Below are 22,089 nucleotides of genomic sequence, written 5' to 3' on the forward strand. Positions count from 1 at the left end.
CAGGCGCTGCACCGCCCGCTCGTGCGCCTCGGCGCGTGCTCCGGCCGCGACCGGGGCTGGGGCACGGCCGCGGTCAGCCCTGGGCGGGCCGGCCGCGCAGGTGCTCGGCGACGGGGCCCAGCGCACGGCTCAGTTCGGCCAGCGCCCCGGGGGAGAGGTGGTCCATGAAGTGGCGGCGCACGGAGGCCACGTGGTGCGGGGCGACCTCCTCCATCGTGCGGGCGCCCTGCTCGGTGAGGACCGCGAACAGCCCGCGCCGGTCGGACTCGCAGTGCACGCGGCGGACGTGGCCGGCCTTCTCCATCCGGGTGATCTGGTGCGAGAGGCGGCTCTTGGACTGCCGCGTGGCCTCGGCGAGGTCACTCATCCGCAGCCGCTGGCCCTCGGCCTCGGAGAGGTTGACGAGGATCTCGTAGTCGTTGATGGTCAGGCCGAACGGCTGGAGGTCCTTCTCCAGCTCGTGCGTCAGCAGGCGACTGATGTCCAGGTGGGTGCGCCAGACGCACTGTTCCGTCTCGCTCAGCCAGGGCGTCGCCGTTTCGGTCTCCATAAGGGGATTCTACCTAAAAAGTTGAAAAGCTAACAAGCGAGGGGAGTGGCGGGTGGGTGGACGGCTCGGGATGCGAGCGGACGTTCGACGTCACACTCCGCAGGGTACCGTTCACTGAACGGAGCCCGCCCCGGTCGCCGGAGACCGGACGCGGCCAGAACCGGCCTCACCGCCCTCCCGACGCCTCGGACTCCCCGGGCGCCGCCCCCGTCGCCCGGTCGCCGACCAGCTTCTCGGTCGACTGGAGCAGCACCGTCCCCGCCCCGCTGAACTCGTACTGGTGCTCCTCTCCGCAGGCCCCGCCGAGCCCTGTCAGCGACCGCACCCCGCCGAGTACCCCGCGCAGATAGCCGTGATCGTAGTGGTGGTACGGCGACGGGCAGTCCGCCCAGCCCACCAGCGCCTGCGGGTCCACCCGCAGCGGTGGCTCCATGAAGACCACGGGCCCGTTCGAGGCCGCGACGAACTTCCCGGTGCCGACCAGGGTGAGGAAGCCGGGAACGATCGACTGCTTGAGGGAGAGGCTCGGCTCGAAGGCGAGCAGGTTGCCCGAGCGGACCGTGAGGTTGCCGTCGTCCAGGTCGAAGGAGTTCACGTCGAACGCCCGGTCGGCCAGGAGCATCTTCCCCGTCCCCTCGGCCACCACCCAGTCCGCCGCGTGCATCGGCGAGTGGAACGCCGAACGCACCAGCGCGTCCAGCGGTCCGTACCCGACGCCGTTGAAGGACAGCTGCCCGTAGTAGGCGATCATCCTGCCCTTCTGGAGGAACCACCGGCCGCCCGCCAGTTCCACGCAGAAGGTGTACGGGTTGACGTTGTCGTCACTCGGCAGGGTGGCCGGATCGAAGATCCCCGGCCCGGTCCCGCCGGCCGTCGCGAACGCGCTCACAGCTTCTCCTCCGACGCCTGCACCAGCACCGCCCCGCTCCCCGACAGCTCCAGCTGGAACGCCTCGCCCGAGCCCCGGCCGACCATCTCCCGCCAGCCGATCGCGGTCGTCAGCCTGTTCCGCACGTCCCCGTGGTGGGCGACGTACGCCTGCGGGTCGACGTGCACCGGCCGCTGCGGGGTGACCGGCACCTCGACCACGCCGCCGTGCGCCATCACCGCCACCGCGCCGTGCCCGGTCAGCGCCGTGGTGAACAGGCCCTGGCCGGAGACCTGGCCGCGCACCATGCCCCTCACCCCGCCCTGCGAGCCGAGGAAGACGGTCCGCTGGCGCAGGCTCCCCTCGAAGCAGAGCAGCCGGTCCGACTCGACGTACAGCGTGTCCCCGGACAGTTCCACCACCTGCACGTGGTGGCCGCCGTGCCCGAAGAGGACCGTGCCGTTGCCCTCCACCGTCATCAGCGGGGCCGCCTCGCCGGCCACCCGGCGGCCGATCATCGACATGACGCCGCCCTGTCCGCCGCCGATGTCCGGGGTGAACGAGACCTCGCCCCGGTAGGCGAGCATCGCGCCGCGCTGGCTGTACAGCCGGGTGCCCGGCACCACCGTCGCCTCGATCATCTTGTGGTTGACCTCGCGGAACCCCATCAGAGGTCGCCCCCGATCGTCGCCCGCTCGCTCGGCTGCACGTACACCACGCCCTCGCCCTCGAACCGCAGCTGGAACGCCTCGCCGCCGCCCTCCCCGAACAGCGTCCGCGCCCCCGCCCCGCTCCTCAGGCTCCGCCGCACGCCGCCCTGGTGCGCGACGTACGCCCCGGGATCGACGGTCAGCGGGTACGCGGGGCTCACCCGCAGCGCCACCACCGGCCCCACCGACATCACCGCCGCCTGTCCGGTGCCCTCCACCGTCGTGGTGAACAGGCCGTTGCCCTGGGCCGCGCCGCCCAGCCCCGCGAACGAGGTGCCGGTGCGCAGCCCGCCGTCGGCGCAGAGCAGGTTGTCCGCCTCCACGTGCAGGGTCTCGCCCGAGAGGCGGACCAGGCTGACGTCCCGGGCGCTGTCCGCGAACCACACCGTCCCCTCGCCCCTGACCTCCATGACCTCCATCTGCTCCCCGGTCAGGCGGCGGGTCACCATGCCGCGCAGGCCGTTGCCGCCTCCCGTCAGCCTCTTGAACGCCATCCGCCCGTCGTAGGCGACCATCGACCCGTTCTTCGCCCGGACCGTGTCGCCCGTGAGGCGGGCCACCAGCATCGCGTTGCCTTGCAGTCGGAACTCAGCCACGCCCCCGACGGTAGCCGTCCGGCGCCCGCACGCACAGGCCGCCCGGCGGGCCCGCGCGGCCCGCCGGGCGACCCCTGGTTCAAGGGCGGGCAAAGGAAGCTGCCACAATGGCACCGGAGCTTGTGCGCGCGTTCACAAGATCGCCCGGCGCCGGCTCCGCCCGTCCGGCCCGTTCCGTCCGTGCTCCGCCCGGCCCCGACCTCGAAGGTTGCCCCCCCGTGGACATCAAGACCGCTTCCGCACTCCGCCGCCTGCGCCTCGTCTCGGCCCCGGAGGCCGTCTCGTTCCTGCTGCTGATCGTCTGCTCGGTGCTCAAGCGCACCACCGACTTCAACGCGGTCCCGGTCATGGGCGCGCTGCACGGATTCCTCTTCGTCCTCTACGCCCTGTTCTGGCTGGACGCCTGGAACCGCGCCAAGTGGTCCTTCGGCCGCGCCGCGATGTACTTCGCCCTCTCCGTGGTGCCGTTCGGGGGCTTCTTCGCCGAGCGCAAGCTCAAGGAGGAGGCCCAGGGCGCCGTCGACGTCGCCATCGCCGCCCGCGCCCACAAGAAGCAGCAGGACGACGAGAGCGCGGGTGCCCCCGCGTGATCGTCGCCTTCTCCGTCACCCCGCTCGGCGTCGGTGAGGACGTCGGCGAGTACGTCGCCGACGCCGTCCGCGTGGTCCGCGAGTCGGGCCTGCCGAACCGCACCGACGCCATGTTCACCTCGGTCGAGGGCGAGTGGGACCAGGTCATGGACGTCGTCAAGCGCGCCGTCGCCGCCGTCGAGGCCCGCGCCCCGCGCGTCTCGGTCGTCATGAAGGCCGACATCCGCCCGGGCGTCACCGGCGGACTGGTCTCCAAGGTGGAGACGGTGGAGCGGTACCTGGGGGAGTGACCCCCGGGGGCCCGCCCCCTCACCCCGGCACGGCGCGCGGAGCCCGACTCCGCGCGCCGCCGCCGTTTCCGGGGCGCCCGCCCCGTACCCCCTCCCACCCCCCGCCCCCGGCACCCGGGTGACGCGTCACCCGAACGCCAGCTCCCGCCGCCCGCACGGCGGCGCCCGGATCGACACGGCAAGGGGGGTGACGTCTCGTAGGGCTTGCTGGCCCGTCGTCGAACACCTGGAGGGCGTTGTGCGGCCGGACGGTTACGACTACGACACCCACAGCCGAATAGCCGGTCCCCTGACCGAGCCCGCCCCCGACTACCGCGTCGAGTACCGCAGGCTGCTGGCGGCCGAACCGCACCGGATACGGGCGGTCCTGCTGATGACGCTGGCCCCGCTGCTCACCGGGCTGCTCATGGTCTACCTGGTCTGGCCCAGCCACTGGACCGACCGGGACGGCGGGGAGACCTGGCTGGTGGTGCTCGACCGGACGATGCTGACCGCCATCGGCCTCATCGGCTTCTTCATGCTGGTCAACGTCGTCTCCATCGCCCACGCCACGCTGATGGCCCGCGACCCGGTCCCGGTCACCCCCGAGCCCGGCACCCGCGTCGCCTTCCTCACCACCTACGTGCCCGGCAAGGAACCGCTCTCCATGGTGCGGGCCACCCTCCAGGGCGCCGTCCGCCTGCGGCACGACGGCCCGCTGGACGTCTGGCTGCTGGACGAGGGCAACGACCCCGACGCCCGGGCGCTCTGCGCCGAACTGGGGGTGCGGCACTTCACCCGGTGGGGCGTTCCGGACTGGAACCGGCCCAAGGGCGCCCACAAGGCCCGGACCAAGCACGGGAACTACAACGCCTGGATCGCCATGCACGGCGACGACTACGACTTCTTCGCCTCGGTCGACACCGACCACGTGCCGCTGCCGGAGTTCCTGGAGCGGATGCTCGGCTACTTCCGCGACCCGGACGTCGCCTTCGTCGTCGGCCCGCAGGTCTACGGGAACTACACGGCGCCGGTCACCAAGGCCGCGGAGTCGCAGCAGTTCCTCTTCCACGCGCTGATCCAGCGGGCCGGCAACGGCTACCGGGCGCCGATGTTCGTCGGGACCAACAACGTGGTGCGGATCAGCGCGGTCAAGCAGATCGGCGGCCTCTACGACTCGATCACCGAGGACATGGCCACCGGCTTCGAACTGCACCGCACCCGCAACCCGCTCACCGGCCACCACTGGCGCTCCGTCTACACGCCCGACGTGCTCGCCGTCGGCGAGGGCCCCGCCTCCTGGACGGACTTCTTCACCCAGCAGCTGCGCTGGTCGCGCGGGACGTACGAGACGCTCATCAAGCAGTACCTGAAGGCGCCGTTCACGATGCCCGTCGGACGTCTCCTCTCGTACACCCTGATGCTCGTCTACTACCCGATGACGGCCGTCAACTGGCTGCTCGGCGTGACGAGTTGCGTGCTCTTCCTCTGGTTCGGGGCGTCCGGCACCGAGGTCGCGGCCTCGGTCTGGCTGATGCTCTACAGCGACGCCGCCGCCCTCCAGGTGGGGCTGTACCTGTGGAACCGGCGGCACAACGTCTCGCCGCACGAGCCGATGGGCTCCGGAGGGCTCGCGGGGATGGGGATGTCCGCGCTCTCCGCGCCGATCTACCTCAAGTCGCTGGGCGCCGCGGTCCTGCGCCGCCCCTGCCGCTTCGTCATCACGCCCAAGGGCGACGACGCCAGCGCCGACCGGCTGGCCACCTTCCGCGTCCACCTCTTCTGGGCCGGGGTGCTGGCCGCCTCGCTGGCCGCCTCCTTGGTCCTCGGCCACACCCACGTGGCGATGCGGACCTGGGCCGTCCTGGGCCTGGCCATCGCGCTGGCCCCGGTCGCCGTCTGGTACGGCTCCGGCCTGCTGGAGCGGCGCCGCGCGCTCGCCGCCCTCCCGGCGGTGCAGAGCGCCCCGGTCACCGCGACCCCGCCCGCCCCGGGCGAGGTGGAGCCCGCCACCGCCGCCCTCGTCACCAGCACCCCGACCGGAGGGAACTGAGCCATGGCCTACCGGCCGACCGGGAAGTTCAAGAAGACCGCGCTCGGCGTCGGCGGTGTCGCCGTCCTGGCCGGCCTGAACGCCCCCGCCGCGATCTCCTTCGCCCAGGACCAGTACCACCAGTACAAGATCTCCCAGCCCGCCTACCAGAAGAAGTACGGCTCCTGGAAGCAGGTGTCGATCCCCGAGGAGTACCGGACCAACGCCATCCACGCGGCGCTGCTGCACACCGGCAAGGTCCTCATCGTGGCCGGTTCCGGCAATGACCAGGCCAACTTCGACAAGGGCACCTTCGACACCGTGCTGTGGGACCCGCGCGACGACTCCTTCAAGAAGGTCGAGACCCCGGAGGACCTCTTCTGCTCCGGTCACTCCCAGCTCGGCGACGGCCGCCTCCTGGTGGCCGGCGGTACCGCCCGCTACGAGGTACTGGACGGCGCGGTGGAGCGGGCGGGCGGCGGGATGCGGGTGAAGAACGAGAACCCGGAGAAGGAGGTGACCCTGAGGAAGGGCACCCGGTTCCGCTCACCCACCGGCGTGGAGTACGTCAGCAGCTTCGACGTGACCGTCCCCAAGGCGGTCAAGACGATCGAGGGCGGCGGCGGCCGCAAGGGCGGCGGCGGGCCCGAGAAGGTCACCGTCGAGGCGAGCGAGGCGCGGGTCTGGGTGGAGGCCACCGGCAAGGGCGCCGAGTACGCGAGCGAGGACGCCGCCCAGTACGAGATCGTCGGGCTGAAGGGCGAGGACGCCGACAACACCTACGGCATCGCCGAGAAGATCAGCCTCGACAAGCAGGACTACCAGGGCATCCGCTCCGCCTACGAGTTCGACCCGGTCGCCGAGAAGTACATCCCGGTCGACCCGATGGACAAGGCCCGCTGGTACCCCACCCTCGTCACCCTCCAGGACGGCCGGGTCCTCGCCGTCTCCGGCCTCGACGACGTCGGCGTGATCGACCCCGGCGACAACGAGATCTACGACCCGAAGACCAAGAAGTGGTCCAGGGGCCCCTTCCGCTACTTCCCGACCTACCCGGCGCTCTTCCTCACCAAGGGCGGCAAGCTCTTCTACCCGGCCTCCAACGCCGGGTACGGCCCCGCCGAGAAGGGCCGCGAGCCGGGGATCTGGGACATCGAGAAGAACACCTTCGAGAAGGTTCCGGGCCTCACCGACCTGGACCAGACGGAGACCTCCGCCTCCCTGCTGCTGCCGCCCGCCCAGGACCAGAAGGTGATGGTGCTCGGCGGCGGGGGAGTCGGCGAGTCGGAGAAGTCGACGCGCCGCACCGCCGTGATCGACCTCAAGGAGGAGAACCCGGCCTTCAAGCCGGGCCCGGACCTCCCGCAGGGCACCCGCTACCTCAACAGCGTGATCATGCCCGACGACTCGGTCTTCACCACCGGCGGCTCCTACGACTACCGGGGCCGCGGCGCCTCCAACATCCTCAAGTCGCAGTTCTACGACCCCCGCACCAACACCTTCACCCCGGCCGCCGAACCCACCGTCGGCCGCAACTACCACTCCGAGGCGCTGCTGCTGCCCGACGGGCGGGTGGCCACCTTCGGTTCCGACTCACTCTTCGGCAACAAGGAGAACACCAAGCTCGGCACCTTCGAGCAGCGCATGGAGGTCTTCACCCCGCCCTACCTGCACAAGGTGGCCGACGGCGAGCGGCCCGTCCTCGGCAAGGGCCCCGGGGAGGTGGAGTACGGCGCCACCGCCACCTTCGAGACCGAGGACGCGGGGGCCATCGCCAAGGCCCGGCTGATGCGGCCCAGCGCCGTCACCCACACCACCGACGTCGAGCAGCGCTCCATCGACGTGGAGCTGACGAAGACCGAGGACACGGTCACCCTCACGGTCCCCGAGGACCCGACCCTGGTGCCGCCCGGCTGGTACATGGTCTTCGTCAACACCGCCGACGGCACCCCCTCGGAGGCGAGCTGGATCAAGGTCGGCTGACGGTGGCCCGGCCCGCTCACCCCTCGGTGTTGCGGGCCAGCCCCAGCGCGTACTCCGGCCACCAGGTCCCGGCCGACGGCCCGCCCCGACAGGCGCCGTCGGACTCCCCGGGCCGCTTGATCCAGAGGTACGCGTCGAGCAGCGGGTCACCGGTGCGGGTGGTCGGCGGGGTGCCGAGCGCGCGGCCCGGCGGGTTGCACCAGGCGTCCTGCCCGGCCGCGCCGAGGGGGCCGTTGCCGTTGCGGCTGGTGTCCACCACGTAGTGGGCGCCGTCGAGCCGCTCGGAGAGCGCCGTGCCGTAGGCGCGGGTCGCGGTGTCGGTCTGGAAGTTGGAGACGTTGAGCGAGAAGCCGTCCGCCCGGGCGATCCCGGCCCGGCGCAGCGGCTCGGCGATCTTCTCCGGGTCCTCGATCCACGCCGGGTTGCCCGCGTCCAGGTAGACCTTGGTGCCCGGCTGCCGCTTCAGCCGCTCGATGGCGCCGGAGATCAGCGTGGACCGCTCGCCGTGGTACTCCGCCGGGGTGCAGCCGTCCACCATGTGCGGCACCGCGTCCGGCTCCAGCACCACCACCGCCTTGCTGTCCCCGATCGCCGAGGCGAACGCGTCGATCCACTCCCCGTACGCCGCCCGGTCCACGGCCCCGCCCGCCGAGTGCTGGCCGCAGTCGCGGTGCGGCACGTTGTAGGCGACCAGTACGGCGGTGGACCCGGCCTCGGACGCCCCGGCGGTGGCCCGGCGCACCGCCGGTACCGGATCGTCCCCGGCCGGCCAGACCGCGGCCGGCTGCTGGGCGATCCGCTCCAGCAGGGCCGCCTGCGCCTCCTTGCCCTCGACCCGCAGCCGACCCGCCTCCACGGCGGCGGGCGACTCGGGATCGACCCAGAACTCGGGGGCGGCCACCGCGGCCCCCGCCGACCGGGAGGGCTGCGCCTCACGGCCGGCGGGGGCGGAGTCGTCGCCGGTGCAGGCGGGGGTGGCCGCGAGCAGGGTGAGCAGGCCGAGGGGGAGGAGTGGGCGGGTGAGCCGGGCGGGGACGGGCAGCAGCCGGGACATGCCCCAGCCTCCTTGGGGGGACGGACGGACGTGCGAAGGGGGCGGACCGCCGACGCCTCCCGGCCTCGGGACGCCGAGGCCCGGGAGGCGTCGGCGGGCGCACCCGGGCGATCCTCGCACCGGGACCGCCCAGGTCAGAGCCGTGGCCGCGGCCCCGTGCGGCGAGTCCCCCCGATCGGCCCCGCCCTGACGGGCCCGGGGGCGGGCACCGCGCCGGGAGCGGTCCGTGCCGCCCGAAGGGCGAGACGGGGCTGACCGCGATATGACCGGCCGGTAGGGTCATGACCGTGCCGAAGCCGCTCAGCCTCTCCTTCGACCCCATCGCCCGCGCCGACGAGAGCTGGCGGGAACGGTGGGGCCCCGTGCCCTCGATGGCCGCGATCACCTCGATCATGCGCGCCCACCAGATCCTCCTGGCCGAGGTCGACGCCGTCGTCAAGCCGTACGGCCTGACCTTCGCGCGGTACGAGGCGCTGGTGCTGCTGACCTTCTCGCGCGCCGGCGAGCTGCCGATGTCGAAGATCGGCGAGCGGCTGATGGTCCACCCGACCTCCGTCACCAACACCGTCGACCGGCTGGCCCGCTCCGGCCTGGTCGCCAAGCGCCCCAACCCGCAGGACGGCCGGGGCACCCTCGCCTCCATCACCGACCAGGGCCGCGAGGTGGTCGAGGCGGCCACCCGCGACCTGATGGCGATGGAGTTCGGCCTCGGCGCCTACGACGCGCAGGAGTGCGCCGAGATCTTCGCCATGCTGCGCCCGCTGCGGGTCGCCGCACACGATTTCGAGGACGCTCCGTAGACCCGGCCACCACGGGGTGAACAAGCCCCGGGGTGCCGCAAGATCGCCCCCGGGGTGCGGTTAGGCTCGGGTCCATGAAACGCAGCGTGCTGACCCGGTACCGGGTCATGGCCTATGTCACCGCAGTCATGTTGCTCGTGCTCTGCGTGAGCATGGTGTTCAAGTACGGCTTCGACAAGGGGGCCGACATCACCTTCGTGATCTCCCAGGTCCACGGTCTGCTGTACATCATCTACCTGATCTTCGCCTTCGACCTCGGCGCCAAGGCGAAGTGGCCGGTCGGCAAGCTGCTGTGGATCCTGCTCTCGGGCACGATCCCGACGGCCGCCTTCTTCGTGGAGCGCAAGGTCGTCCGCGAGACCGAGCCGCTGATCCAGGACCGCGTCCCGGCCGGGGCGAAGGCCCGCGCCTGACGCCCGCCCCGCGCGCCGCACGCACCCCCCGGACCCCCGGAAGCCCGCCGCTTCCGGGGGTTCCGGCGTTCCCGGAGTGCCCGGCCGTCACGGATGGCCGCTCCCCATCGACATGTACTAGGACGTCCTAGTAGTTTGGGTGGCATGGACGCTGACGCCATCGAGGAGGGCCGCCGACGCTGGCAGGCCCGTTACGACCGGGCCCGCAAGCGGGACGCCGACTTCACCACGCTCTCCGGGGACCCGGTCGAGCCCGTCTACGGGCCCCGGCCCGGCGACACCTACGAGGGTTTCGAGCGGATCGGCTGGCCGGGGGAGTATCCGTACACCCGCGGCCTGCACCCCACCGGCTACCGGGGCCGCACCTGGACCATCCGCCAGTTCGCCGGCTTCGGCAACGCCGAGCAGACCAACGAGCGGTACAAGATGATCCTCGCCAACGGCGGCGGCGGGCTCTCGGTCGCCTTCGACATGCCGACGCTGATGGGCCGCGACTCCGACGACCCCCGCTCACTCGGCGAGGTCGGCCACTGCGGCGTCGCCATCGACTCCGCCGCCGACATGGAGATCCTCTTCCGCGACATCCCGCTCGGCGAGGTCACCACCTCGATGACGATCTCCGGCCCCGCGGTGCCGGTCTTCTGCATGTACCTGGTCGCCGCCGAACGGCAGGGCGTCGACCCGGCGGTGCTCAACGGCACCCTCCAGACCGACATCTTCAAGGAGTACATCGCCCAGAAGGAGTGGATCTTCCCGCCCGAGCCCCACCTGCGCCTGATCGGCGACCTGATGGAGCACTGCGCGCGGACCATCCCGGCCTACAAGCCGCTCTCCGTCTCCGGCTACCACATCCGCGAGGCCGGGGCGACGGCCGCGCAGGAGCTGGCGTACACCCTCGCCGACGGCTTCGGCTACGTGGAGCTGGGGCTCAGCCGGGGCCTGGACACGGACGACTTCGCCTCCGGCCTCTCCTTCTTCTTCGACGCCCACCTCGACTTCTTCGAGGAGATCGCCAAGTTCCGCGCCGCCCGCCGCATCTGGGCCCGCTGGATGAAGGAGGTCTACGGCGCGCGCACCGACAAGGCGCAGTGGCTGCGGTTCCACACCCAGACCGCCGGGGTCTCGCTCACCGCCCAGCAGCCGTACAACAACGTCGTGCGCACCGCCGTCGAGGCGCTCTCCGCCGTCCTCGGCGGTACCAACTCGCTGCACACCAACGCCCTGGACGAGACCCTCGCCCTCCCCAGCGAGCAGGCGGCCGAGATCGCCCTGCGCACCCAGCAGGTCCTGATGGAGGAGACCGGCGTCGCCAACGTCGCCGACCCGCTCGGCGGCTCCTGGTACGTCGAGCAGCTCACCGACCGCATCGAGGCCGAGGCCGAGAAGATCTTCGACCGCATCCGCGACCGGGGTGTCCTCGCCCACCCCGACGGCCGGCACCCCATCGGCCCGATGACCTCCGGCATCCTGCGCGGCATCGACGACGGCTGGTTCACCGGCGAGATCGCCGAGTCGGCCTTCCAGTACCAGCGGGCGCTGGAGAAGGGCGAGAAGCGCGTCGTCGGCGTCAACGCCCACACCGGCTCCGTCACCGGCGACCTGGAGATCCTGCGGGTCAGCCACGAGGTCGAGCGCGAGCAGGTCCGCGAGCTGGGCGAGCGCCGGGCCCGCCGGGACGATGCGCGGGTCCGCGCCAAGCTCGCCGAGATGGTCGGGGCGGCCCGCTCCGGCGCCAACATGATCGCCCCCATGCTCGACGTGGTCCGCGCGGAGGGCACCCTCGGCGAGATCTGCGACGCCCTGCGCGGTGAATGGGGCGTCTACACGGAGCCGCCCGGCTTCTGACCCGCCCGCAGGCCACCGGCGTACGCCCGGGCCCCGGCACCCCGCACCGGGGGCGGCGGCCCGGCGTACGCGGGGGCGGGGTCAGCCATCGCGGCCGGCAGCCCCGCGATGAGCAGGGAGGCCAGCGCCCGGGCCCACGCCTCGTCCACCGGCTCGGCGCTGACCAGGGCGCGGTGGACCACGGCGCCGGCGATCACGTCGAAGACCAGGTCGGCGTGCCGCTCGGCGACGGCGGGCTCGGTCTCGTAAGGGAGTTCGCCGCGGCGCTGGGCGCGTTCGCGGCCCTGGAGGACCAGGCGCTTCTGGCGGTCCACGATGGCGGTGCGGATGCGCAGCCTCAGGGCCGGGTCGGAGGTCGACTCGGCGACCACCGCCATCAGCGCCGTCCGGGTCTCGGGCCGCTGGAGCAGCTCGCCGAACTGGAGGACCACGCCGGCCACGTCGGCGGCGAGGCTGTCGCCGTCCGGGAGCACCAGCTCGTCGAAGAGCTCCGCCACCGCGTCCACCACGAGTTCGTTCTTCCCCGCCCACCGCCGGTACAGCGTGGTCTTGGCGACCCCGGCCCGCTGGGCGACGTCGCCCAGCGACAGCCGGGACCAGCCGATCTCGCCGAGGGCGTCCCGGGTCGCGTCCAGGATCGCGGCGTCCGCGGTCGCGCTGCGTGGGCGTCCGGTGCGGGCGGGAGGGGTGCGGCTCTGCATGGCAGCGACTGTATCCAGAGCTACCGAACGGTCAGTATGCTCCCGCGCCGTGACCCGGATCACCCGGGCCCGTCTGACGCGGAGCGGCTCGGAGAGTTACGCTACGACCCGTAGCGAAAGCGCGTGTCCGCCTCCGGGCGACAATCACAGGCGCGGGTGGGGACCCGGCGCCGCACCGGCCGAGGCCGGAACAGCACGACAGCACGTCACGCAGCAGCAGCACGGCGCCTGTTCACCGGCGCAGGGGAATCGCCGTCGTCCGCCGTTCGGCGGGTTTCCCACCACGCGCGCGGAGGGGGGAGGATGTACGCATGCAGCCACGGAACATGTCCATGAGCGGAGTCGTCGACCTCGCCGCGGTGAAGCAGGCCCAGGAAGCCAAGGCCAAGGCCGAACAGGCCCGCGCCGAAGCCGCCCGACAGGGCGGAACCGGTGCGGTCCCCGCGTCGAGCCTGGTCATCGACGTCACCGAGGCCGACTTCGAACGCGAGGTCCTCCAGCGCTCCAACGAGGTCCCGGTCGTCATCGACTTCTGGGCCGAATGGTGCGAGCCGTGCAAGCAGCTCGGCCCGCTGCTGGAGCGCCTCGCGCACGAGTACAACGGCCGCTTCCTGCTGGCCAAGGTCGACGTCGACGCCAATCAGATGCTGATGCAGCAGTTCGGCATCCAGGGCATCCCCGCCGTCTTCGCCGTCGTCGCGGGCCAGGCCCTCCCGCTCTTCCAGGGGGCCGCCCCCGAGGCGCAGATCCGGCAGACCCTGGACCAGCTCATCCAGGTCGGCGAGGAGCGGTTCGGCCTCACCGGTATCGCCGTCGACCCCGGCTCCGAGGCGGGCGACCCCGCAGCCGTCCCCGAGGAGCCGGCCGGGCCGTACGACGCCCTGCTGGAGGCCGCCGTCCAGGCGCTGGACGCCGGTGACCTCGACGGCGCGGTCCGCGCCTACCAGAACGTCCTCTCCGACGACCCGGCCAACACGGAGGCCAAGCTCGGCCTCGGTCAGGCCGAACTCCTGCGCCGCGTCAGCGGCCTGGACCCGCAGAAGGTCCGCCAGGACGCCGCCGAGCGCCCGGCCGACATCGACGCGCAGACCGCCGCCGCCGATCTGGACCTGGTCGGCGGCCACGTCGACGACGCCTTCGGCCGGCTGGTCGACACCGTGCGGGTCACCGCGGGGGACGACCGGAACGAGGCCCGCCTCCACCTGCTCGACCTCTTCGAGGTGGTCGGCGCCGAGGACCCGCGGGTGACCGCGGCCCGCACCGCCCTGGCCCGGGTGCTGTTCTGAGCACCTGACCCGCGCCACTCCTGGGGCGCGGGAAGCGATTCGACGACCGAGAGACCCAAGCGGCCGCGCTTTGCCAAAACTTGGCAATCGCGGCCGCTGTTACTCGCAGTAAGCCCGAGTCGGTCCCCGATCCCCCTCTGTCGTCCCGAGTGATGATTTGTCACCCCTCCTCGCGGCACCGTCCGTACCCGCCCGGCATCGCTGTGCCCGGCTTTGGTTATCCAGCCGTTACTAGCCGGTAACGAACCCCTTGTGCCCGGGCTCCGAATGCACCACGATCGGCGACGCTCGGTCCCTTTCCCCGCACCCCGGCAGCCATCCGGGGCCACGGGCTCTCTGGGTCCCCACCGGGCAGGTCGAGGCCGCGGGTCTCGGCCTGGACAGGGGGGTCTCTGCCCTCGGCAGGGCCTGTCCGAACCGGCCGCGCGTCCCCGTGCGAGGCGTGGCCAGTGGTTGTCGCTCGGGGGTGATCGCCGCCGAACCGTCACACCCCGCCGCGAGGCGCGGCGTGCGCGGTCGTAGGCGCTCTCCTTGCCGAGGACGTAGCACTTCTCCCATCCCTGCCCGGCTGAACAGCCCGTTCGGGGCCAGTCAGAGGCCGGAGATGTACGTCCGAGAAGGAGGAATGTCATGGAGTCCGTGGCTCGTGGTGGGACCAGATGGAAGCGGTTCGCCGTTGTCATGGTGCCCACCGTCGCCGCTACCGCGGCGATCGGCGTGGCCCTGTCGCAGGGTGCGCTCGCGGCGTCGTTCGCCGTGTCCGGCCAGTCGTTCAAGGTGTCGGCCGACAAGCTGGTCGGTAACGGGTTCGTCCAGTACGGCGGTATGGACACCGGGTACGACCTGAAGGGCGACAAGGCCGCCCATCCGGTCGCGATCTCCGCGTTCAAGACCGCGACGATCAACAACATGTGCCAGTCCGTCGTCACGCCGGACGTCCCGCTCATCGGCACCATCAGCCTTCAGCTGAAGGCCGGTACGGGTGGTACGCCGGTCGAGGCCGAGAACCTGTACATCGACGTCGCCCAGCTCGACGCCGACGCCGAGTTCAAGAACATCAACATCGGTGTGGCCGCCGGCGAGAGCACCAAGGGCCCTGGCATCAAGAAGGGTGACCAGGCCAACCCCTACGGCTTCTCGCAGGAGGCCGACACGGCCACCCTGAAGAACGTCAAGCAGACGGCGTGGGCCACCACCGCCGGAACCTTCAAGCTGAGCGGTCTCAGCATGAAGCTGCACAAGGGCGTCAAGGAGTGCTACTAAGCGCTCCCCGGGCGGGCGCGGAGCGGGCCGTGGCGCGGTCGGGGCGTGAGTCCCGGAGCGTCGCGGCGGGTTCCCCGCCCGCCACTCCATCTTCTCTCCACCCATTGCCGGTTCCAGGGAGCTGTTTTCCATGAGCGCCGAGTCCCCAGGGCTGAGCGACCGATTTCACTACTGGCGGCGTCGCTTCCGGATGTGGCGCGGCACCCGCCCGTTCTGGGCGGGCCTGCTGACGATGCTGGGCGGCGTCCCCATCGCCTATCTGCCGTACGCACAGCTCACGCTCGGGCAGTTGAGCCTGCGGATGGGCACCCCGACCGGCGCGGGTTCGCTGATCATCGGCCTGCTGCTGATCACGCTCGGACTGACGATGTGGTTCCAGTCCGTCGTCCGGGTGTTCGCGGGCGTCGCGGCGATCCTCCTCGCGCTGGTCTCGCTGCCGGTGTCCAACCTCGGCGGGTTCCTCATCGGCTTCCTGCTGGCCATGTTCGGCGGGGCCCTCTCGATCTCCTGGGCCCCGGGCAAGACCGCTTCCGAGGGGAGCGGGCAGGGCGCGCAGTCGGCCGAGGCGGAGCCGGAGCAGGCCGGGCCGGTCGTCCAGGCAGCCGCGCCCGAGCCGGAGCCGGCCGCCGAGGGCGTAGGCGCCCACGCGGACGGCACGACACTTGAGACCAACGGCGGGAGGCACCGTGCGGGGTGACGAGGCGCAACTGGCTGCCGAAGAGGGCGGTAAGGCCCTCGGCAGAACCGGGCCGCGGCACGCGGCCCCCCGGAAGTCGCTGCTGACGAAGCTCCAGATACCCGCGGGCAAGGCGTTCGCCCTGGCCGCGATGCCCACGGCGGTCTTCGTGGGCATGGGTCTGACACCCAAGCTGGCCCTGGCCGACGACAAGGCGGACATCCCGCGGGGCGGCCCGTGCGTCACCCGCTCCGACGAGCCGTCCGAGTCGGCCGAACCGGACACCGCGCCCACCCCCGGGCCCGGCGCCTCGAAGCCGGCCGCACCGGGCGCCACGCCCACCCCGTCCGCCTCCCCGTCGGCTCCGGCGGACGACGGCACCGGGAGCGAGAAGCCCGACCCGGCGGACGAGCAGCCCACCGCGGAGCCGGAGCCGGAGGAGACCCGGAACCCGCTCGACCCGCTGGGCCTCGGCGACGCGCTCAAGGACCTCTTCACCCCCGGGGACAAGAAGTCCGAGGAGCCCGAGCCGGAGCCGACCGCCTCCGAGGAGGCCGGCGGGACGTCCGGCGGCACCGAGGAGAAGGACGACGCCGGCCAGGCGGACTCCCAAGCGGCCGACAAGAAGGCGGCGGACCGGGACGCGGCCGACGAGAAGGCGGCGGACAAGAAGGCGGCGGACAAGAAGGCCGCCGACGAGGCGGAGGAGGAGGCCGCCGGGAAGGAGGCCGGACTCAGCCCCGCCGAGCAGCTCAAGAAGGACATCGAGGACGCCGCCCGCAAGAACGGGGTCTCGGTGAGCGAGCTGACCGCCGGGGCGCAGGGTGCCGTCGGTGCCGCGGACGACGACCCGTGCGCGCCGGACCCGAAGGCCCTGGCCGACCTCGACCTGGAGCCGGGCATTCCGCTCCTGCCGGACGACCCGTGGCGGCTGGAGACCAGCAGGCTGACGCTGGGCGGCCTCGACTACCACGGCGTGGTCAAGGTCAAGACGTACAGCGGCACGGTGAAGCCGGTCCTGAAGTTCACGGCGAAGACCACGGACATCAAGGACCTGCACCAGCTCACCGTCGGCCCCAAGGGGCAGACGGGCCATGTGAAGGCCGCGGCGGGCTCGACCTCGACGATCAGGGGCGGCGAGGTCACCATGTACACCGAGGAGCTGAAGGGGAACCTCTTCGGGCTCATCCCGATCACCTTCAACCCCGAGCACCCGCCTCCGCTCAACGTGCCCTGGGCCTTCTTCACCAAGGTGAAGGTCGTCCAGGCCGGGCAGTTCGGCGGCACGCTCACCGTGCCGGGCCTCCAGAACTACTTCACCGAGGGCGACTGAGCCCCACGCCCGCCCGGGAGCCGCACAAGACCGTGGCCCGCGTCCTCAGCAGGGGACGCGGGCCACGGTCGTACCCGCCGGACCCGGCGGGGCAGGTGCGGGTCCGGTGGAGTCAGGGGTCAGCCGTGGGCGCCGCCGAGGTGGTGGACCCGGACCATGTTGGTGGTGCCGGGGACACCGGGGGGCGAACCGGCGGTCATGACGACCGTGTCGCCGTCGTTGAACCGCTTCAGCCCGACGAGTTCCTCGTCGACCTGGTCCACCATGGCGTCGGTGTTGTCGACGTAGTCCACCACGTGGCTCTCCACGCCCCAGCTCAGGGTGAGCTGGTTGCGGGTGGCCTCGTCGGTGGTGAAGGCGAGGATCGGCTGGGCCGCGCGGTAGCGGGAGAGCCGCCGGGCGGTGTCGCCGGACTTGGTGTACGCCACCAGGGCCCGGGCGCCGAGGAAGTCGGCGATCTCGGCGGCGGCGCGGGCCACGGCGCCGCCCTGGGTGCGCGGCTTCTTGCCCGGGACCAGCGGCTGGAGGCCGCGTGAGAGCAGCTCCTGCTCGGCGGCGACGACGATCTTCGACATCGTCTTGACCGTCTCGACCGGGTACGCGCCGACGCTGGACTCGGCGGAGAGCATCACCGCGTCGGCGCCGTCCAGGATGGCGTTGGCGACGTCGGACGCCTCGGCGCGGGTCGGCCGGGAGTTGGTGATCATCGACTCCATCATCTGGGTCGCCACGATCACCGGCTTGGCGTTCCGGCGGCAGAGGCTCACCAGGCGCTTCTGGACCATCGGGACCTTCTCCAGCGGGTACTCCACCGCGAGGTCGCCGCGGGCCACCATGACGCCGTCGAAGGCGAGGACGACCGCCTCCATGTTGGCGACCGCCTGCGGCTTCTCCACCTTGGCGATCACCGGGACCCGGCGGCCCTCCTCGTCCATCACCTTGTGGACGTCCTTGACGTCCTCGGCGTCCCGGACGAAGGAGAGCGCGACCAAGTCGCAACCCATCCGCAGGGCGAAGCGCAGGTCCTCCACGTCCTTCTCGGAGAGGGCCGGGACGTTGACGGCGGCGCCGGGCAGGTTGATGCCCTTGTGGTCGGAGATCACCCCGCCCTCGATGACGATGGTCTGTACGCGCGGGCCCTCGACCGAGGTGACCTTCAGCTCGACGTTGCCGTCGTTGATGAGGATCGGGTCCCCCTTGGCGACGTCGCCGGGCAGCCCCTTGTAGGTGGTGCCGCAGATCGACTTGGAGCCGGCCACGTCCTCCGCGGTGATGGTGAACTCGTCACCGCGCACCAGCTCGACCGGGCCCTCGGCGAAGGTCGCCAGCCGGATCTTGGGGCCCTGGAGGTCGGCGAGGACACCCACCGCCCGGCCGGTGTCCGCGGCCGCCTGCCGGACCCGGCGGTACCGGTCCTCGTGCTCGGCGTGCGAGCCGTGGCTCATGTTGAAACGGGCCACGTTCATGCCTGCCTCGATGAGCGCTTTCAGCTGCTCGTACGAGTCGACGGCGGGGCCCAGCGTGCAGACGATCTTGGAACGGCGCATGGGACGATCCTATCGGTTTGTTTCCGTGCGGAATATTTCATCTGGCGGAAGATACATATGGGCGGACGGGTGCTCAGCCGGGCGGCGGAACGGGGGAGTCCGCGCCCTCTGGCGCCGGCCGTACGTCCGGCCCGACCAGGGCGTAGGTCTGCTCGGCGATCTCCAGTTCCTCGTCGGTCGGCACCACCGCGACGGCCACCCGCGAGGAGCCGGGCGAGATCAGCCGGCAGACGCCGGAGCGGGCCGCGTTCAGCTCGCGGTCCACCACCATCCCGAACCCTTCCAGACCGCCCACCGCCGCCTGGCGCACCGCGGCCGCGTTCTCCCCGACGCCCGCCGTGAAGACCACCGCGTCCACCCGGCCGAGGACCGCCGCGTAGGCGCCGATGTACTTCTTCAGCCGGTGGACGTACATGTCGAAGGCGAGCCGGGCGTCCTCGTCCCCCTCGTCCATGCGCCGGGTGATCTCGCGCATGTCGTTGTCGCCGCATATCCCGAGCAGGCCGCTGCGCTGGTTGAGCAGGGCGTCGGTCTCGTCGGTCTCCATCCCGGCGACCCGCTTCAGGTGGAAGACGACGGCCGGGTCCACGTCGCCCGAGCGGGTCCCCATCATCAGCCCCTCCAGCGGGGTGAGCCCCATGGAGGTGTCGACGCAGACCCCGCCGCGCACCGCCGCCGCCGAGGCGCCGTTGCCCAGGTGGAGGGTGATGAGGTTCAGCTCCCGAAGGGGCCGGTCCAGCAGCTCGGCCGCCTTCCGGGCGACGTAGGCGTGCGAGGTGCCGTGGAAGCCGTAGCGGCGCACCCGGTGGGCGTCGGCGGTCTCGCGGTCGATCGCGTAGCGGGCGGCGTACTCCGGCATCGTGGTGTGGAAGGTGGTGTCGAAGACCGCCACCTGGGGCAGGTCCGGGCGCAGCCGACGGGCGGTGCGGATGCCCATCAGGTTGGCCGGGTTGTGCAGCGGCGCCACCGGCACCAGCCGCTCGATCTCGGCGAGCACCGCGTCGTCGATCACGGTCGGCCGGGTGAACCGCCGCCCGCCGTGCACCACCCGGTGCCCGATCGCCGCCAGTTCGGGGGAGTCGAGGCCGAGCCCGTCCTCGGCCAGCTCGGCGGCGAGGGCCTCCAGCGCCGCCCGGTGGTCCCGGACCGGCACGACGCGCTCCCGCTGCTCGCCGGGCCCGTCATCCAGCGCAGTGTGGACCAGCCGTGAGGTCTCCTCGCCGATCCGCTCCACCAGGCCGACGGCGAGCCGGCTGTGGTCGGTCATGTCCAGCAGCTGGTACTTGACCGACGAGGAGCCGGAGTTGAGGACGAGGACGCGGTGAGGACGCGGGCCCTGCTCGGTGCTCACGTGCTGCCTCCTGCTCGGTACGGGGCCGGGGTCGCGCGGCGCGCTCACGCGCCGCTCTCCTGGGCCTGGACGGCGGTGATCGCGACGGTGGTGACGATGTCCTGGACGAGCGCGCCCCGGGAGAGGTCGTTGACCGGCTTGCGCAGACCCTGGAGGACCGGGCCGACGGCCACCGCGCCGGCCGACCGCTGCACCGCCTTGTACGTGTTGTTGCCGGTGTTGAGGTCCGGGAAGACCAGCACGGTCGCCTGCCCGGCCACCTCGGAGCCGGGCAGCTTGGCCGCCGCCACCGTCGGCTCGACGGCCGCGTCGTACTGGATGGGGCCCTCGATCATCAGGTCCGGCCGCCGCTCACGGGCGAGCGCGGTGGCCTCGCGCACCTTCTCCACGTCGGCGCCCGAACCGGAGCTGCCGGTCGAGTACGACAGCATCGCGATCTTCGGTTCGACACCGAACCGGGCGCCGGTCAGCGCCGACTGCACGGCGATGTCGGCCAGTTCCACCGCGTTCGGGTCGGGGTTGACCGCGCAGTCGCCGTAGACCAGCACCCGGTCGGCGAGGCACATGAAGAAGACCGAGGAGACCAGGGTGGCGTCCGGGCGGGTCCGGATGATCTCGAAGGCGGGGCGGATGGTGGCCGCGGTGGAGTGCGCCGAGCCGGAGACCATGCCGTCGGCCAGCCCCTCCTCGACCATCAGCGTGCCGAAGTAGTTGACGTCGGCGACCACGTCGTACGCCAGCTCCACCGAGACACCCTTGTGGGCGCGCAGCTCGGCGTACCGCTCGGCGAACCGCTTGCGAAGCGGCGACTCCTGCGGGTCGATCAGCTCCGCCCCGCCGAGGTCCACCCCCAGGTCGGCGGCCTTCTTGCGGATCGCGTCGGGGGGCCCGAGGAGGGTCAGGTCGCAGACCGAGCGGCGCAGCAGCACGTCGGCGGCGCGCAGCACCCGCTCCTCCAGGCCCTCCGGCAGCACCACCCGGCGGCGGTCGGCGCGGGCCCGCTCCAGCAGCTTGTGCTCGAACATCATCGGCGTGACCCGGTCGGTGGGACCGACCGAGATCCGGTCCAGCAGCTCCCCGGTGTCCACCCAGTCCTCGAAGAGGCCGAGTGCCGTCTCCGCCTTGCGCGGCGTCGCCGCGTCCAGCCGTCCCTCCAGGGTGAACAGCCGGGTGGCGGTCGGGAAGCTGTTGCCCGGCACGGAGACCACCGGAGTCCCCGGCGCCACCTTCGCGGCCAGCCGCAGCACCTCGGGCCCCGGCCGCTCACCGAGGGTCAGCAGCACCCCGGCGATCGGCGGGGTCCCGGCGCTGTGCGCGGCCAGCGCCCCCACCACCAGGTCGGCCCGGTCGCCGGGGGCCACCACCAGGCAGCCCGGGGTGAGCGCGTGCAGGAAGGTCGGCAGGGTGGCACCGCCGAAGACGAAGTCGAGGACGTCCCGGGCGAGCCCGGTGCCGTCGCCCAGCAGGACCGTGCCGTCCAGTGCCCGGGAGATCTGCCGGACGGTCGGCGCGGAGAGCGCCGGGTCGTCGGGGAGGACGTAGCAGGGCACGGGCAGACGGGCCCCCAGCCGTGCCGCGACCTTCTCGCGGTCCTCGGCGGCGACCCGGTTGACGCCCAGGGCCAGCACGTCGCAGCCGAGCGCGTGGTAGGCGCGGTAGGCGTTGTGGGCCTCCGCGCGGACCGACTCGGCGCTCTGGGCCCGGCCGCCGACCACCGGCAGCACGGAGGCGCCGAACTCGTTGGCGAGGCGGGCGTTGAGCGCCAGCTCGTCGGGGAGCTGGGTGTCGGCGTAGTCGGTGCCGAGGACCAGCACCACCTCGTAGTCGCGGGCGACGGCCAGGTAGCGGTCGACGAGCTGGGAGACGAGGGCGTCGGTGCCCTGTTCGGCCTGGATGCCCGCGGCCTCGCGGTAGTCGATGCCGTGCACGGTGGCCGGGTCCTGGCTGAGCCGGTAGCGGCCGCGCAGCACCTCGAAGAGGCGGTCGGGCCCGTCGTGCACCAGCGGCCGGAACACCCCCACCCGGTCGACCCGGCGGGTCAGCAGCTCCATGAGGCCCAGCTCGAAGACCTGCCGGCCGTCGCCCCGGTCGGTTCCGGTGACGTAGACGCTGCGTGTCACGCGTCCGCTCCTTCCGCTGGTCCCGTGCCGCGGCCGACCGGGAGCCCGATGCGCACATCTGTGCCTCTCGTCCGGGCGCCTGCCCATCCTGGCGCGAACGAC

General features: G+C 72.2%; 19 protein-coding genes and 1 pseudogene. 11 read left to right on the plus strand and 9 right to left on the minus strand.

Features of this window, described 5'->3' with window-relative positions:
• Positions 1–73 precede the first annotated feature (73 nt).
• The 4 genes from ACSLIC_RS19455 to ACSLIC_RS19470 all read right to left on the minus strand — a co-directional run bounded on the left by ACSLIC_RS19455 (position 74) and on the right by ACSLIC_RS19470 (position 2,724).
• Positions 74–550 carry a MarR family winged helix-turn-helix transcriptional regulator gene (locus tag ACSLIC_RS19455; protein ID WP_436738989.1) on the minus strand — a complete coding sequence of 159 codons (477 nt, stop codon included), beginning with the start codon at positions 548–550 and terminating at the stop codon, positions 74–76.
• A gap of 166 nt (positions 551–716) precedes the next feature.
• Positions 717–1,439: an AIM24 family protein gene (locus ACSLIC_RS19460; RefSeq protein WP_436738990.1), complete on the minus strand. Its 723-nt coding sequence runs from the start codon at positions 1,437–1,439 to the stop codon at positions 717–719.
• Positions 1,436–2,086, minus strand: a complete 651-nt coding sequence (locus ACSLIC_RS19465; protein WP_436738991.1) for an AIM24 family protein — start codon at positions 2,084–2,086, stop codon at positions 1,436–1,438. Before ACSLIC_RS19465 ends, ACSLIC_RS19460 begins: the two co-directional genes overlap by 4 nt.
• Positions 2,086–2,724: an AIM24 family protein gene (locus ACSLIC_RS19470; protein WP_436738992.1), complete on the minus strand. Its 639-nt coding sequence runs from the start codon at positions 2,722–2,724 to the stop codon at positions 2,086–2,088. The genes ACSLIC_RS19465 and ACSLIC_RS19470 overlap by 1 nt, the downstream gene beginning before the upstream one ends.
• Before the next feature lie 218 nt (positions 2,725–2,942).
• On the opposite strand from ACSLIC_RS19470, the gene ACSLIC_RS19475 reads away from it, so the two are divergent.
• The 4 genes from ACSLIC_RS19475 (at position 2,943) to ACSLIC_RS19490 (ending at position 7,598) form a co-directional block, all read left to right on the plus strand.
• Positions 2,943–3,314: a DUF3817 domain-containing protein gene (locus ACSLIC_RS19475; RefSeq protein WP_436738993.1), complete on the plus strand. Its 372-nt coding sequence runs from the start codon at positions 2,943–2,945 to the stop codon at positions 3,312–3,314.
• Positions 3,311–3,604, plus strand: coding sequence for an MTH1187 family thiamine-binding protein (locus ACSLIC_RS19480; RefSeq protein ID WP_436738994.1), 294 nt, complete (start codon positions 3,311–3,313; stop codon positions 3,602–3,604). The genes ACSLIC_RS19475 and ACSLIC_RS19480 overlap by 4 nt, the downstream gene beginning before the upstream one ends.
• A 238-nt stretch (positions 3,605–3,842) precedes the next feature.
• Positions 3,843–5,636 carry a glycosyltransferase family 2 protein gene (locus ACSLIC_RS19485; protein WP_436740420.1) on the plus strand — a complete coding sequence of 598 codons (1,794 nt, stop codon included), beginning with the start codon at positions 3,843–3,845 and terminating at the stop codon, positions 5,634–5,636.
• A gap of 3 nt (positions 5,637–5,639) precedes the next feature.
• Positions 5,640–7,598: a galactose oxidase-like domain-containing protein gene (locus ACSLIC_RS19490; protein ID WP_436738995.1), complete on the plus strand. Its 1,959-nt coding sequence runs from the start codon at positions 5,640–5,642 to the stop codon at positions 7,596–7,598.
• 16 nt (positions 7,599–7,614) lie between these two features.
• Here ACSLIC_RS19490 and ACSLIC_RS19495 read toward each other — a convergent pair whose 3' ends face one another.
• Positions 7,615–8,652, minus strand: coding sequence for a glycoside hydrolase family 6 protein (locus ACSLIC_RS19495; RefSeq protein ID WP_436738996.1), 1,038 nt, complete (start codon positions 8,650–8,652; stop codon positions 7,615–7,617).
• Between the two features lie 287 nt (positions 8,653–8,939).
• On the opposite strand from ACSLIC_RS19495, the gene ACSLIC_RS19500 reads away from it, so the two are divergent.
• From ACSLIC_RS19500 to ACSLIC_RS19510, 3 genes are all read left to right on the plus strand, one after another.
• Positions 8,940–9,452, plus strand: coding sequence for a MarR family winged helix-turn-helix transcriptional regulator (locus ACSLIC_RS19500; protein WP_436738997.1), 513 nt, complete (start codon positions 8,940–8,942; stop codon positions 9,450–9,452).
• 74 nt (positions 9,453–9,526) lie between these two features.
• On the plus strand, positions 9,527–9,865 hold the full coding sequence (locus ACSLIC_RS19505; protein WP_436738998.1) for a DUF3817 domain-containing protein: 339 nt from the start codon (positions 9,527–9,529) through the stop codon (positions 9,863–9,865).
• A gap of 144 nt (positions 9,866–10,009) precedes the next feature.
• Positions 10,010–11,710: an acyl-CoA mutase large subunit family protein gene (locus ACSLIC_RS19510; protein ID WP_436738999.1), complete on the plus strand. Its 1,701-nt coding sequence runs from the start codon at positions 10,010–10,012 to the stop codon at positions 11,708–11,710.
• Between the two features lie 86 nt (positions 11,711–11,796).
• On the opposite strand, the pseudogene ACSLIC_RS19515 reads toward ACSLIC_RS19510, so the two are convergent.
• A pseudogene (locus ACSLIC_RS19515) lies at positions 11,797–12,411 on the minus strand (TetR/AcrR family transcriptional regulator); the annotation flags it as partial.
• Positions 12,412–12,722: 311 nt separating this feature from the next.
• Between ACSLIC_RS19515 and ACSLIC_RS19520 the strand changes: the two are divergent.
• The 4 genes from ACSLIC_RS19520 to ACSLIC_RS19535 all read left to right on the plus strand — a co-directional run bounded on the left by ACSLIC_RS19520 (position 12,723) and on the right by ACSLIC_RS19535 (position 16,969).
• Entirely contained in the window at positions 12,723–13,697 is a 975-nt protein-coding gene (locus ACSLIC_RS19520) for a tetratricopeptide repeat protein (protein WP_436739000.1), read from the plus strand.
• Between the two features lie 630 nt (positions 13,698–14,327).
• Positions 14,328–14,960: a DUF6230 family protein gene (locus ACSLIC_RS19525; protein WP_436739001.1), complete on the plus strand. Its 633-nt coding sequence runs from the start codon at positions 14,328–14,330 to the stop codon at positions 14,958–14,960.
• A gap of 130 nt (positions 14,961–15,090) precedes the next feature.
• Complete coding sequence (locus ACSLIC_RS19530; RefSeq protein ID WP_436739002.1) at positions 15,091–15,657, plus strand: DUF6114 domain-containing protein; 567 nt, start codon at positions 15,091–15,093, stop codon at positions 15,655–15,657.
• The gene (locus ACSLIC_RS19535) at positions 15,647–16,969 is read left to right on the plus strand and encodes a hypothetical protein (protein WP_436739003.1); all 1,323 of its coding nucleotides are present in this window, start codon (positions 15,647–15,649) and stop codon (positions 16,967–16,969) included. Before ACSLIC_RS19530 ends, ACSLIC_RS19535 begins: the two co-directional genes overlap by 11 nt.
• A gap of 119 nt (positions 16,970–17,088) precedes the next feature.
• Here ACSLIC_RS19535 and pyk read toward each other — a convergent pair whose 3' ends face one another.
• From pyk to pta, 3 genes are all read right to left on the minus strand, one after another.
• Positions 17,089–18,516 (minus strand): pyruvate kinase, encoded by a 1,428-nt coding sequence (pyk, locus tag ACSLIC_RS19540; protein ID WP_436739004.1) that lies wholly within the window; start codon positions 18,514–18,516, stop codon positions 17,089–17,091.
• A 73-nt stretch (positions 18,517–18,589) separates the two neighbouring features.
• A complete protein-coding gene (locus tag ACSLIC_RS19545; RefSeq protein WP_436739005.1) occupies positions 18,590–19,867 on the minus strand; it encodes an acetate kinase in 1,278 nt (425 codons plus the stop codon).
• Positions 19,868–19,911: 44 nt separating this feature from the next.
• A complete protein-coding gene (pta, locus tag ACSLIC_RS19550) occupies positions 19,912–21,987 on the minus strand; it encodes a phosphate acetyltransferase (protein ID WP_436739006.1) in 2,076 nt (691 codons plus the stop codon).
• Positions 21,988–22,089 lie beyond the last annotated feature (102 nt).

This window comes from Streptomyces sp. BBFR102, from assembly GCF_051397025.1.
Lineage (GTDB): Bacteria > Actinomycetota > Actinomycetes > Streptomycetales > Streptomycetaceae > Streptomyces.

Bases quoted from the DNA above. Each gene is read 5' to 3' on its own strand.
- ACSLIC_RS19455 (WP_436738989.1), bottom strand. From the start codon at position 550: ATGGAGACCGAAACGGCGACGCCCTGGCTGAGCGAGACGGAACAGTGC.
- ACSLIC_RS19465 (WP_436738991.1), bottom strand. From the start codon at position 2,086: ATGGGGTTCCGCGAGGTCAACCACAAGATGATCGAGGCGACGGTGGTG.
- ACSLIC_RS19490 (WP_436738995.1), top strand. From the start codon at position 5,640: ATGGCCTACCGGCCGACCGGGAAGTTCAAGAAGACCGCGCTCGGCGTC.
- ACSLIC_RS19495 (WP_436738996.1), bottom strand. From the start codon at position 8,652: ATGTCCCGGCTGCTGCCCGTCCCCGCCCGGCTCACCCGCCCACTCCTC.
- ACSLIC_RS19505 (WP_436738998.1), top strand. From the start codon at position 9,527: ATGAAACGCAGCGTGCTGACCCGGTACCGGGTCATGGCCTATGTCACC.
- ACSLIC_RS19510 (WP_436738999.1), top strand. From the start codon at position 10,010: ATGGACGCTGACGCCATCGAGGAGGGCCGCCGACGCTGGCAGGCCCGT.
- ACSLIC_RS19520 (WP_436739000.1), top strand. From the start codon at position 12,723: ATGCAGCCACGGAACATGTCCATGAGCGGAGTCGTCGACCTCGCCGCG.
- ACSLIC_RS19525 (WP_436739001.1), top strand. From the start codon at position 14,328: ATGGAGTCCGTGGCTCGTGGTGGGACCAGATGGAAGCGGTTCGCCGTT.
- ACSLIC_RS19530 (WP_436739002.1), top strand. From the start codon at position 15,091: ATGAGCGCCGAGTCCCCAGGGCTGAGCGACCGATTTCACTACTGGCGG.
- pyk (WP_436739004.1), bottom strand. From the start codon at position 18,516: ATGCGCCGTTCCAAGATCGTCTGCACGCTGGGCCCCGCCGTCGACTCG.